The 11467-nt window shown below is 41.3% G+C and carries 12 protein-coding genes; 5 read left to right on the top strand and 7 right to left on the bottom strand.

What is annotated here, in order from left to right; genetic code table 11:
- Both ABWK04_00895 and ABWK04_00900 read left to right on the top strand, forming a co-directional pair.
- Positions 1 to 328: hypothetical protein (locus tag ABWK04_00895; GenBank protein MEZ0360442.1), on the top strand; the 328-nt coding region annotated here is incomplete at its 5' end.
- Positions 329 to 343: 15 nt separating this feature from the next.
- Positions 344 to 2023 carry a choice-of-anchor D domain-containing protein gene (locus ABWK04_00900; protein ID MEZ0360443.1) on the top strand — a complete coding sequence of 560 codons (1680 nt, stop codon included), beginning with the start codon at positions 344 to 346 and terminating at the stop codon, positions 2021 to 2023.
- Positions 2024 to 2042: 19 nt separating this feature from the next.
- On the opposite strand, the gene ABWK04_00905 is transcribed toward ABWK04_00900, so the two are convergent.
- From ABWK04_00905 to ABWK04_00915, 3 genes are read right to left on the bottom strand one after another with little or no spacing between them, the layout of a single operon-like run.
- Positions 2043 to 3482 carry a GspE/PulE family protein gene (locus ABWK04_00905; protein MEZ0360444.1) on the bottom strand — a complete coding sequence of 480 codons (1440 nt, stop codon included), beginning with the start codon at positions 3480 to 3482 and terminating at the stop codon, positions 2043 to 2045.
- On the bottom strand, positions 3467 to 4036 hold the full coding sequence (locus ABWK04_00910; GenBank protein ID MEZ0360445.1) for a hypothetical protein: 570 nt from the start codon (positions 4034 to 4036) through the stop codon (positions 3467 to 3469). The genes ABWK04_00905 and ABWK04_00910 overlap by 16 nt, the downstream gene beginning before the upstream one ends.
- Positions 4033 to 6141 (bottom strand): secretin N-terminal domain-containing protein, encoded by a 2109-nt coding sequence (locus ABWK04_00915; GenBank protein MEZ0360446.1) that lies wholly within the window; start codon positions 6139 to 6141, stop codon positions 4033 to 4035. The genes ABWK04_00910 and ABWK04_00915 overlap by 4 nt, the downstream gene beginning before the upstream one ends.
- Positions 6142 to 6181: 40 nt before the next feature.
- Between ABWK04_00915 and dnaX the strand changes: the two genes are divergently transcribed.
- The 3 genes from dnaX to ABWK04_00930 all read left to right on the top strand — a co-directional run bounded on the left by dnaX (position 6182) and on the right by ABWK04_00930 (position 8988).
- Positions 6182 to 7642, top strand: a complete 1461-nt coding sequence (dnaX, locus tag ABWK04_00920; GenBank protein MEZ0360447.1) for a DNA polymerase III subunit gamma/tau — start codon at positions 6182 to 6184, stop codon at positions 7640 to 7642.
- Positions 7593 to 7847 carry a hypothetical protein gene (locus tag ABWK04_00925; GenBank protein ID MEZ0360448.1) on the top strand — a complete coding sequence of 85 codons (255 nt, stop codon included), beginning with the start codon at positions 7593 to 7595 and terminating at the stop codon, positions 7845 to 7847. The genes dnaX and ABWK04_00925 overlap by 50 nt, the downstream gene beginning before the upstream one ends.
- Before the next feature lie 94 nt (positions 7848 to 7941).
- Positions 7942 to 8988, top strand: coding sequence for a transglutaminase domain-containing protein (locus ABWK04_00930; protein MEZ0360449.1), 1047 nt, complete (start codon positions 7942 to 7944; stop codon positions 8986 to 8988).
- Here ABWK04_00930 and purQ read toward each other — a convergent pair.
- From purQ to ABWK04_00950, 4 genes are all read right to left on the bottom strand, one after another.
- Entirely contained in the window at positions 8985 to 9665 is a 681-nt protein-coding gene (gene purQ / locus ABWK04_00935; GenBank protein ID MEZ0360450.1) for a phosphoribosylformylglycinamidine synthase I, read from the bottom strand. The two genes, ABWK04_00930 and purQ, sit on opposite strands and share 4 nt — an antisense overlap.
- Positions 9662 to 9874: a phosphoribosylformylglycinamidine synthase subunit PurS gene (purS, locus tag ABWK04_00940; protein ID MEZ0360451.1), complete on the bottom strand. Its 213-nt coding sequence runs from the start codon at positions 9872 to 9874 to the stop codon at positions 9662 to 9664. Before purS ends, purQ begins: the two co-directional genes overlap by 4 nt.
- A gap of 10 nt (positions 9875 to 9884) precedes the next feature.
- Positions 9885 to 10229: a YraN family protein gene (locus ABWK04_00945; protein ID MEZ0360452.1), complete on the bottom strand. Its 345-nt coding sequence runs from the start codon at positions 10227 to 10229 to the stop codon at positions 9885 to 9887.
- Between the two features lie 56 nt (positions 10230 to 10285).
- On the bottom strand, positions 10286 to 11467 hold a 1182-nt coding region (locus ABWK04_00950), incomplete at its 5' end, for an RNA-guided endonuclease TnpB family protein (GenBank protein ID MEZ0360453.1).

The raw sequence follows: 11467 nt of genomic DNA on the forward strand, positions 1-11467 counted from the left end.
AGGAGCGCCTGAGTGCAAACAGATATTTGCCACACCTTTTGCGCAACTGACGAGTATAACGGTTCCTCCAGACAGCGAGGTGGAACTTGATGGTCTGGTTGTAGCATTGGCAAGCTGGAAATCAAGCGTCCTCAGTCAATACTGTGTATCATCCCTTGACAACTGCATATACAACGCGATACTTGAACTACATGGAAGGGAGGTACTTACCGGAAAGGAAAAGGTGATAAGGGCATCCTTCAACATACAGTTTGCGGATTATAACCAAGGTAATGCCTGTGGTGCAGGGCAATGCCCTCAGGACAGTACTACGTGTGTTAAACCATAAAGGGAGGTAATTGGTATGAGGATGTTTTTTGTCTTCATTGCGATGTTTTTCACGACGCTCAGTTTTTCCTTCTCTCCACAGCCGGTGATAAGAGTGTTTCCCTCTTCTCCTTACGATTATGGACCTACTACCATAGACACTACAAAAACTACCGACTTTGCGGTAACGAACATAGGAGATCCGACAGCAGGACTTCTTAGGATATGCACAGCGTCCATACCTTCAGGTTTTGAAAACTTCAAGATAGTAGCGGATAACTGTAGCGGTAGTAGTTTAGCGTATGGTGTTTCTTGTACTATCTCCGTGAGGTTTGAACCGCATCAGAAACTCGCGTATTCTGGTACTTTAGCGATAGTTTACGATGACGATGGAGATGCCATTCCATGTAACACGCAGAAAACGGCTACAATTAACCTGACTGGTAAAGGAACAGCCATAAAGATATCTGGTGCAGGATGCGATCCCTCAAGATTCATATGCGATTTTAGTGATGTGGATATAGGAACAAACGCCTATAAAACCTTAAAGGTATGTAATGCGAGTGGTGACCCCCTCATGCTTCTAAATCCCGCCTTTAATCTCATAGAAAATCCTGTTGGGGATATACCAGCTTACGGAATAGTGACTACCAACTGTAACGGTGCGAGCCTTAACTTTTTTGCCGGCAATACAGATGACTGTGTAAACAACTACTGCGAACTGACTCTTGCCTTTTCGTCTCAGGATACTAAAGATTATTTTGGAACTGTAAACATAAACGATGCCAATGGCGGACCGGGAAATACCCCATCCGGTGTAGGAATATTCCTAAGGGGACACGGCAAAATACCTGCGGCGGACATTGATTTTGGAACTGTTCCGCTGGGAAGCTTCATAGATAAGTTTGTAAACGTATCTTTTACGTGTCCTAACAATGGTAACGCAACACCTGGAGAAACAATAACGCTACCTGATTCGTTGGTGAGTGTTTCCGGAACTTACTTCTCTATTGGAGCTTCTTCATGTCCAACTTCCTGCATAGAAAATCAGCCTGTGAGCTGTAACGTAGCGGTGAGATTTCAACCCTTTACCGCTGGTGTCTTTACAGGTAAGGTCATAGTTGCACCTCCTGGAGGAACACCCATAGAGGAAACTCTCGTAGGTAGAGGCGGTCCCGCAACGCAAAACTTTTTAAGTTTGAGCAGCAGCAATATAGATTTTGGAACTGTCCCGAGATTTTCAAGTGTGGGTAAAGTTGTAGTGGTGAGAAATATTACCTCTTCCAGCTTGGAGTTTAACGTAGGCGTAGCGGGTAGTGGCTATTTTGTAAGTATAGTGGGATGTACGTGTAATGACAATTATGTATCCAACGGTTACGTATGCGTACCAAGTTTCACTACACCACCCTCTTCAACCAGAGCGTATAAGTTAAGACCGGGTGAGGTATGCTCCATATCCGTTGGTTTTTCTCCTCCTTTGACCGCAAGAGGCACAGTAGGAGGTGTGCTTATCTTTGATACTCAGGCCCAGGCTGTAACTGTACCTATGACTGCGCAGGTTGCTGTATCAAATCCCCCCACTACAGCACCTTCTTTGCCTTCTATTGGTTCAGGAGGTGGCGGATGCAGTATGGGAGTGGGAGGATCCTCAGCTTTTATGGCATGGATGCTGATTCCCATAAGTATACTGCTCAGAAGGTTCATTAGAAGGGACTGAATTCCGAGGGGGTTTCCCCTCAGTCCCTATAAACCCTCAGTATTTCTTCAACAGTTGTTGTGCCTTCAACAGCCTTTAAAAGCCCATCCTTCAATAGGGGTATCATCCCTTCCCTCACAGCCTGCTCTCTTATCTTACCAGCATCCGCTTTTTTAACTATTAGACTTCTTATACCTTCCGTAACATTCAAGACCTCACCTATAACAGTTCTTCCTGAATAACCTGTATTATTGCACTTCTCACATCCCCTTCCCCTATATAGCTTTTGCGGTTTCTCTACACCGTTCAGCTTCAATATCTCTTCTTCAAAGGGTGCAGGCTGGTACTCGTACATACAGTAAGGGCATACCTTTCTTACGAGCCTCTGAGAAAGAACCCCTACAACAGCCGATGCTAATAAGAACTCCTCGACGCCCATATCTATGAGTCTGGTAAAAGCGCTCGCAGAATCGTTAGTATGGAGGGTTGCAAGAACAAGGTGTCCCGTAAGAGATGCCTGAACCGCTATGCTTGCTGTTTCCAGATCTCTTATCTCACCTATCATAATCACATCAGGATCTTGCCGGAGTATGTTTCTCAGCGCATTGGCAAAAGTGAGACCTATCTTAGGCATAACCTGTATTTGTACCACGCCTCTGAGATTGTATTCCACAGGGTCTTCAACGGTTATTATCTTCTTTTCACCCGTATTTATTTCCTTCATACACGCATATAAGGTGGTGGTTTTACCAGATCCTGTAGGACCAGTTACCAGTATCATACCGTAAGGCTTTTTTATAAAGGATAGAAGCGTATTAACATCCCTTTCCTTAAATCCGAGAGTGTGCAGACTGAGGTTTATCTCCCCTCTCTTTAGTATTCTCAGTACCGCACCTTCACCATGAACAGAAGGCACCGTGGAAACCCTAATATCGTAGTCTTGACCGTTCAAAGAGTATGAGAACTTTCCATCTTGAGGCAATCTCTTTTCCGCTATGTTGAGCCTTGAAAGTATCTTTATCCTGGATATAACCGGAGGAGCTATATACTTAGGATACTCCCTTATGGTATAGAGGATGCCGTCTATTCTATACCTGACCACTACGCTGTTTTCAAACTGTTCTATGTGTATATCTGTTGCCGACCTGAGTATGGCATCCTTTATAGTATCATTCACAAACTTAACTATGGGTGCCTCTTCGGCTATGTTTTCCAGTTTTCTTTCATCTAAAGCATCCTCCGCAAGAGCTTCAAGCTCCAAACCTATACTTACTGGATCCTCCAGTAGGCTCTTCATTTTTTCTTCATCTACCACTTGAAAGATCACTCTCTTACCCAAAGTCCTTTGCAAGATCTCTCTGAGATATGCGTCTTCCTTAAGACAGGCAAACTTCACATAGTCTTTACCTTCTTCCAAAGGTGCTATTCCGTTAGCACTCAAAAACTCGTGGTTTATATACCCACCTACCGCACTATCCATAACCTGTACACTCTCAATTCTACATAGTATGCACCGGGACTTGTCATGTTGTCAACACCTAAGGAGAGGTTTTCCACTACAAGACCGCTATCTTCTATGTCCTTTATGAACCTAAGGATGTTTTCCACACTCTTTGAGGTGTAATTTGCCTTTATCCTTACCTTTTTTATCCCGTTTAACTCTTGGGTGCTTTCCTGCGAGAGAGATGTTTGAGTAAGTCCGTAAATTTTGGCTTTATCTGAAAGGAGCGCTTTGACTTGATTTACTATAGTATTTTCATCACCACCTGCAGATAATTTGTCTTTTAACTGCATCAGTTCATTATTGAGTCTTTCTTCCTCCTTCATAAGCGATTTTAAATCCTGTACCCTTTTTTTGTACTCGTCTCTCAATTTCTTTTTTTCTTCGTAAATACTCTTTATTTCTTCCCTCTTTCTTTCGTAAGGCTTATACATTCCGTAATAAGTCAAGGAAGAGAATCCAAACATGAAGAGTATAACCTGAAGATAAATATTCTTGATCAGAAGTTTTAGGATATTTATGTATCTCTTCATTCTTCTTTTAATAGCTCTTTGAGGTGTTTGAGTTTGTTTTCAAAAGATGTTTTTACACTCTCGCTTTCTTCCGGGGTCGTTATTACGTGAGCCTTCAGCAGGAGTATAAGCTCAGTATTGGAAGATGAAACGGATTCGTTACTAAAGAGAACGCCAAGCCCGGGAATATCCGAAAGTATAGGGACTCCACTCTTTTGATTCTGGACTCTGTTTTGGATAATACCACCCAAAAGCCCCACCTGATCGTTTCTTAGGATAAGGGTTGTAGATGCTGATCTCTTTGTTATGATAGGGGATGTAAGCTCGGGCTGTACGGTATTTTTTGTTGCATCGCTCACTTCCTGAGTTATTTTCAAAGTCACGGAATTATCCGCACTGACCGTAGGTCTAACCTTTAGGATAACGCCTGTAGTTCTGTACTGGACCATATTCTGCACGTTTAATGTACCACCAGTAACGGGTACGACCTGCTGTGTAAGTATAGGCACTTCCGCCCCGACCTCTATTCTCGCCTCCTCGTTGTCTTTAACTAATATATGGGGTGCCGATAGTACTTTTAAGGATGTCTTTGATGCCAAAAAGTTGAGAATACCCCTTATGTCGTTATTCTTATTGAATATTATAGTTTTAAAACCCTGCAGTGCATCAGCTTGTGGTGCAAGTCCAAAAGACGTACCTATGGTAAAACTTGTACCATCTAAAAAGCCTTTCAAAAGCCCTTCCACACCGTACTGAAGCCCCTTTCCCAAAGAAACTTCTGCTATGACCATCTCTATAAGAACCTGTTTTGGCACCACGTCAAGTTCTCTCAGAAGGGACTTTATGACTTCAAACTCAATAGGTGTAGCTTTTATGATCAGCGTATTAGTTGATTTGTCAGCTACTATGTTTCCAACTTTAACTATCTTCTTTTCCTCCTTGGCTTCCATTTTTGTTTTTTCCTCCACAACCATCGGTGGAGCTTCTTCCTTTTTCTGCAGTTGCGTCTGCGGAGTTTGTCCAGTTTTAGGTTGCTCCGCAGAGGGCTGTGGAACTACCTTTGGTGTTTCTTGAGTAGCTATGACGGTAGCGGTTTGGGGTTGTGTCTGAGAGGAAACACCTATACCCTCCTCAAAGATACCCAAACTGTTCAGAAGTTCAGCTGTGCTTTCCGCATCAAGAAAGTTTAGCCTGTATATGTATATTTCCCTTTTTGTACCTGAAGCTGTTTCTTCAAGCACTTCTATCCATCTCTTTATGTCCTCAAAAAGAACCGGATCCTTTGATACAACTATAACTATACCCTCTTTTCCAAGACTGTCTATAACGGAGTCCGCATCAGCTTTACCGAGAAGTTTAAGTATCTTTCTAATATTGTCCCTTATCTGATCAGCATCCACCTTAGTTCTTATAAAGGCTATCTTTTTATCCGCATAGAATGGTGTATCTATTTCGGTAAGTAGTTTCTTAAGTTTGGTGAGTTTTTCCTTGTAATCTATTATCACGAGAAGTCTCTGCTGAGCTATAATCTTACCCGAAGGTGAAAGGAAGGTTGATATTGCCTGAGACAGAGAAGAGGGCGATACATTCTCAGGGGAATAAACTAAGGCGGACATGTTATCTCCTAAGGGAGACTTTCCAGAGGGAAGCACAACCAGTTTACCCTTATCTATGGAAAGACTAAGCCCATATATGGAAAGTATGTCCTGCATGTAGGTTATGACTTCATCTTTTGTAAGATTGTTTATGTGGACAGAAACCCTCTGATTTAAATCAGCAGGAGCTATATAAGATACGCCTAAAATTTTATAAAATACCTCGTTGAGAAGGTCGGATATGCTTATATCGTCAAAATGTATGTTTATGTTTCCCCATCTTTTACCCTCTTTTCCCTTTATTTTTTCTTCATAATCCCTTTGATAAATTACTTTTTCCCTTCCCTTCTCTTCAATAGATGTATTCTTCTTTTCCTCTTTCTCTAACTCTGTAGTTTTATTTACCTCACCTTGCTTTATGGTGTAGGGTTCTTCGTATCCACCAACTACTTGCGCACATGAAAAGACCGCCAAGGAAATGGAAATAAACGCTACAGTTTTTCTTATACTCTTACCCCCAACTGGAAACATCCTTTCTCATTATAACACAGGAAGGTTTAAAATTTTAGTTATGTACGTACCTTTTGCAAGAAAATACAGACCGAAGTTTTTCAAGGATGTGGTAGGACAGGAACCTGTGAAGAAGGTTTTACTGAACGCAATAAAGCTCAAAAAGATATCTTCAGCTTACATATTTGCCGGCTCGAGGGGTACAGGTAAAACCACGGTTGCGAGACTACTCACCAAATCTTTGAACTGTTTGAATCTTCAAGAAAGCGGTGAGCCATGCGGGGAGTGTGAAAACTGCCTTTCTGTAGATAAAGGAAATTTTCCTGACCTCATAGAGATAGATGCAGCATCCAGCAGAGGAATAGATGATATAAGAGCCATAAGGGATGCGGTTTCTTATACACCAATAAAAGGAAAGTATAAGGTTTACATACTTGATGAAGCTCACATGCTCACAAAGGAAGCTTTCAATGCGTTACTCAAAACCCTTGAAGAACCTCCACCTAGAACTGTATTTATCTTATGCACCACCGAGTACGAAAAGATCATACCAACTATACTCTCAAGGTGTCAGAAGCTCATCTTCTCAAAGCTAAAAGAAGAGGAAATAGTGGAAAGGCTTAAGTACGTATGTAAAGAAGAAGGGATAAGTTACGATGAGAAGAGCCTTTTTACCATAGCTAAGATCAGCGATGGCGCTATTAGAGATGCACTGTCTTTGCTTGATCAGGTAAGCACCTACGGAGAAGGGAAAGTCAACGAAAGCGTACTTGAGGAGTTTCTTGGCATACTCTCTCAGGAAAAAGTGAGGGAATTTTTGAAGATGCTTTTGATCTCCGATGTGGATAAAGCTTTGCGCTTCTTGAGGGACATAAACGAAAGGGGCTTCAATCTGGCAAGGTTTTGGGACGCTTTAGAGGAAGAGATAAGAACCCTCTTATTATTTAGGAGTCTCAAAGATCCCGAAAGGATCATAAAAGTTGAGGATTTTCACACGAGTATGAAACATGTCCCTTTAAACACACTTCTTTACCTTGAAAAAGTAATAAACACAGCGAAGGCTGATGCTAAAACGAGAGAATTTCTCAGAGCGTGTGAGCTGGCTGTGGTAAAAACCCTTATAGTAAAGGACATAATATCTATAAAGGATCTGCTCAAAATCACAAACCCATATCTTAGCAACGAAGCACCCTCTCAAGAAGGCACATTAAGAGAGAAAATTCTCAAAGGGATAGAGGAAGCCTTTGGGGTTCTTGAGGCTGAGAGGCTGAAAAAATTTGAGACTGAGGAAGAAAAAGGAAAGATCATCTTTCTTGTTCCAGAAAGCGAGATAAAAACCGTAGATATGAATAAGATAAAAGCTAGATTTCCTGAAGTAGATTTTAAAATACTTCCCTTCAAAGATATGCAGGAGGAACTTCCTGAATTTTCGCAAAAAGTAAAAGATCTGTTCGGAGCAAAGGTGATAAAACATGGAAAAAGTGATAAAGGCAAAGGTACTTCTGGTAAAGATACCACCTGAGCTTACTGGACTTTTTACTTCCCTAATAGACGGATCGGGAAGGAAGGCTATAGTAAGAACTAAGGACGCTCAAAAGGATGTTGTTTATCTCATAGCAACACCCGACACATACGAAGAGCTACTCTCTATAATACCTTATATAAAAAAACACATCCCTCATATAGAAGTACTCGGGCAAATAGATACTGCACAGATGGAGATATAACTAAAAATTCGCTAAAAAGATACTCACAACTTAGAAAAGTTCAATGGATATACGAGAAACCCCTTTTATATTTACTTTCAGGAGGTTTGAAGCCATGGACAGGAGAGACTTCTTAAAGCTTGCCTTATTGAGTACATTTGGAGCGGTTTATCTGCCTGATTTGAGTAACGGAAGGGATGTCTACAAAACAAAGCTCTCCTACAGTGTGAGTTTACCTTTCAACGAACCTGTAAGACTTTGGGTACCTGTCCCAGAAAGTACCAGTTATCAAAGGCTTCTCAACGTAGAGGTAAGAACCAGCGCAGTCTATTACGATCTTAAAAAAGACAAAGTTTACGGTGCGCCTATCCTTTACGTTGAGTTCGCAACTGGACAAGAAAAAAAAGACCTTGAAGTTATCTTTGACGTCGAATACACAAGCAGAAGTGTGGATCTTGGCAAGTTACCCGAGAATAACTCGCGTATACCTGATGAGGTATCCCTATTTTTGAAACCAACAGAGCATATACAGACGGATGGTATAGTGAAAGAGTATGCTGACAAAATAACTTCCAAAAGTAGAAACCAGATTGAAAAAGTAAAAGCTATATACAACTGGGTTGTAGAAAATACATTCAGGGATCCTAAGGTGCAGGGTTGTGGTACAGGTGATGTCAAGAGCATGCTTGAAACAGGATACTTTGGAGGAAAATGTACGGACATAAACTCTCTCTTTGTGGCTCTTTGCAGAGCGAGTGGCATTCCTGCAAGAGAAATCTTTGGTATAAGGGTAAGACCTTCTTCCTTGTCCAAAGGCATATCTTCTGTGACAAAGGATGCTACTAAGGCTCAACACTGTAAAGCCGAGTTTTATCTTGGACAGTGGGTACCTGCAGATCCAGCAGATGTTAGGAAACTTATTCTTGAAGAGCATCTCTCCCTTGACGATCCAAAAGTCAGAAAGGTTAGGGAGTTCCTGCTTGGAAATTCGGATGCTCACTGGATAGCCTTCAACAGCGCGAGGGACTTTTCTTTAGAACCGCCTCTTACCAGCGGTGAGAAAATAAACGAGTTTATGTATCCTATAGCTGAGGTAAATGGAAAACTCATAGATAAGTATAAACTTACCTTTGAGCTATCTAAGTATACGGTTTTGGCTTAACTTATAAGAGAGTGCCAAAGGAGAAGTCCATCGTGAGATCCCAAAAGGTCTTCGCTCGCTCTCTCAGGATGCGGCATTAGTCCTAACACATTCCCCTCCTTATTACACACACCAGCTATATTGCTTACAGAACCGTTAGGATTTGAGGAAGGAGTCACATTCCCTTCCTTATCGCAGTATCTGAGTATGATCTGATTTTTTTCCTCCATTTCTTTTAAAGTTTCTTCAGGAACATAGTATCTTCCCTCACCGTGTGCTACAGGTATACTAAGCACCTCACCCTTACTTATCTTTCTGGTAAAGGATATGTGATTGCTTTCTACCCTCAGATATACGTCTTTGCAAACAAATCTAAGATTTTCGTTCTTCAAAAGAGCGCCAGGAAGCAAATGGAGTTCCGTGAGGATTTGAAAGCCATTGCATATGCCAAGTACAAGCCCACCTTTTTGTGCAAAGTCCTGCACCGCATAAGCCAAAGGTGTTTTACTTGCAAGAGCACCAGCCCTTAGGTAATCTCCGAAAGAAAAACCTCCCGGAAGTATTACACAATCATAACCTTCAAGCTTTCTCTGGGTATAGTCAACAAACTGAGCATCCTGTCCAAGAATGTCCTTTACAACATAATAAACATCGTAATCGCAGTTGGAACCGGGAAACACACATATTGCAAACTTCATTCTATGATATACTCCTCAATGAGTGGATTTACGAGAACTTTCTCCACCATATCTTTTACGTCTGTGCCTTCTTCTACCTCAAGATCCACAACCTTACCCACCTTTACCTCTTTTACACGGTAGCCGTTTTCTATGAGCATTTCTCTAACCGCTCTACCCTCAGGATCTAAAAGCCCTTTTTTGGGAAGTATCAATACTCTCACCTTCATGCCTTTAACATTATAGCTCAACACCTTTTATGTGTTCAATATCTTTTCCCCTCACGATCACGAGATCTATCCTTATACTTTCTGTGGTATTGGAGGATATATACGACTCTATACATTTTATGATCCTCTCCATTTTCCTTTTGCTTATGCGTTCAGCAGGATCTCCAAAATTATTAGAAGATGAGCCTTTGACTTCAACAAACACAAGTGTTTCCCCATCTATCGCTATTATATCAATCTCCCCAACCCTACAATGAAAGTTTCTTTTAACTATCCTGTAGCCTAAAGACAGCAAATACTCGCATGCTGTGTCTTCAAATTCTCTCCCTTTCAACTCACATAAAGTATAAATCATTGCAAACTTCCATAGGCAGGTAGAAGCTTTTTCGGGAGGATTTATAATGGTGTGAACTACTCCCACTTATAGAAGTGGGAACTTCCTGCTTCAACAGAGCGGTTGGCTCCTCCACAGGCATAAGATCGGGTTGGTCCAACCCTACCGCTCGTAAGGTGAGCGATCCCATAAAGCAATAAGTTTTTGCCTGCGTTTATATCCCTGTCATGCCTTGTGCTACACACAGGACAAACCCATTTTCTATCACTCAGTTTAAGCTCTTGATTTTTGTATCCACATACATGACAGGTCTTGGAAGATGGATAAAACCTGTCCGCAAAAATCAGCTCTCTTCCATACCACAAAGCTTTGTAGGATAGATACTCAAAAAACTTTCTCCATGAGCTGTCCTGTATGTGTTTGGAAAGATTGCCAGAGAAAAGACTTTTCACATTCAAATCCTCAAGGATAATGGCTTGGTTCTCGCTCACTATCCTTCTGGACAGCTTGTGCAAAAAGTCCTCTCTCTGGTTTTTGACTTTCTCATGAAGTTTTGCTACCTTCAGCCTTTGTTTTTCATAGTTTTTAGAGCCTTTCTGCTTTCTTGAGAGTTTCCTCTGCTCTCTTGCCACCCTCTTTTCTGTTTTGACAAGATACCTGGGGTTTTCCACCTTTTCTGAGTAGCCATCCGAATAGCAAATGGTGGCAAAATGCTTAAGTCCTACGTCTATGGCACATATTTTGTTTTTTGGAGGTAAAGGTTTTACATCTTCTTCTACAAGAATAGACACGAAATATTTACCCGTTTTTGTATTTCTAATGGTTGCTGACCTGATAGTGCCTTCAAAAACTCTATGTAGCTTTGCTTTAACATAGCCAAGCTTTGGAAGTTTGATAAGTTCCCTTTCAAAATCTACAGATATACTGCCATTTACATTGTTGGTCGTATATGTCTGCTTGTCCTTTTTCCTTTTGAACTTAGGCTTTTCTGTTTTCTTGTTTAGCCAGTCTTTTATTGCTTTTTCAAGCTGAAGCTGTGCGTTGGCTAAAGCAAGACTATCTATTTCTCTGAGAAATTCATACTCCTTCTTAAGTTTTGATGGTAAAACTTGAGGTATCTTCTCCCCTCTTTCTAAGGCTTTTAGCTTGATTTCCAGAGCATTGTTCCAGTAGAACCTGACACAGCCAAAGGCCTTTTCTATAATCTGTCTCTGGCTCTTTGTCGGATATATGCGATACTTATAAGCTTTAAGCATCTT

Source organism: Hydrogenobacter sp., assembly GCA_041287335.1.
GTDB lineage: Bacteria > Aquificota > Aquificia > Aquificales > Aquificaceae > Hydrogenobacter.

Coding starts and splice junctions, on each gene's coding strand:
- ABWK04_00900 (MEZ0360443.1), top strand. CDS start 344: ATGAGGATGTTTTTTGTCTTCATTGCGATGTTTTTCACGACGCTCAGT.
- ABWK04_00905 (MEZ0360444.1), bottom strand. CDS start 3,482: ATGGATAGTGCGGTAGGTGGGTATATAAACCACGAGTTTTTGAGTGCT.
- ABWK04_00910 (MEZ0360445.1), bottom strand. CDS start 4,036: ATGAAGAGATACATAAATATCCTAAAACTTCTGATCAAGAATATTTAT.
- ABWK04_00915 (MEZ0360446.1), bottom strand. CDS start 6,141: ATGTTTCCAGTTGGGGGTAAGAGTATAAGAAAAACTGTAGCGTTTATT.
- dnaX (MEZ0360447.1), top strand. CDS start 6,182: ATGTACGTACCTTTTGCAAGAAAATACAGACCGAAGTTTTTCAAGGAT.
- ABWK04_00925 (MEZ0360448.1), top strand. CDS start 7,593: ATGGAAAAAGTGATAAAGGCAAAGGTACTTCTGGTAAAGATACCACCT.
- ABWK04_00930 (MEZ0360449.1), top strand. CDS start 7,942: ATGGACAGGAGAGACTTCTTAAAGCTTGCCTTATTGAGTACATTTGGA.
- purQ (MEZ0360450.1), bottom strand. CDS start 9,665: ATGAAGTTTGCAATATGTGTGTTTCCCGGTTCCAACTGCGATTACGAT.
- purS (MEZ0360451.1), bottom strand. CDS start 9,874: ATGAAGGTGAGAGTATTGATACTTCCCAAAAAAGGGCTTTTAGATCCT.
- ABWK04_00945 (MEZ0360452.1), bottom strand. CDS start 10,229: ATGATTTATACTTTATGTGAGTTGAAAGGGAGAGAATTTGAAGACACA.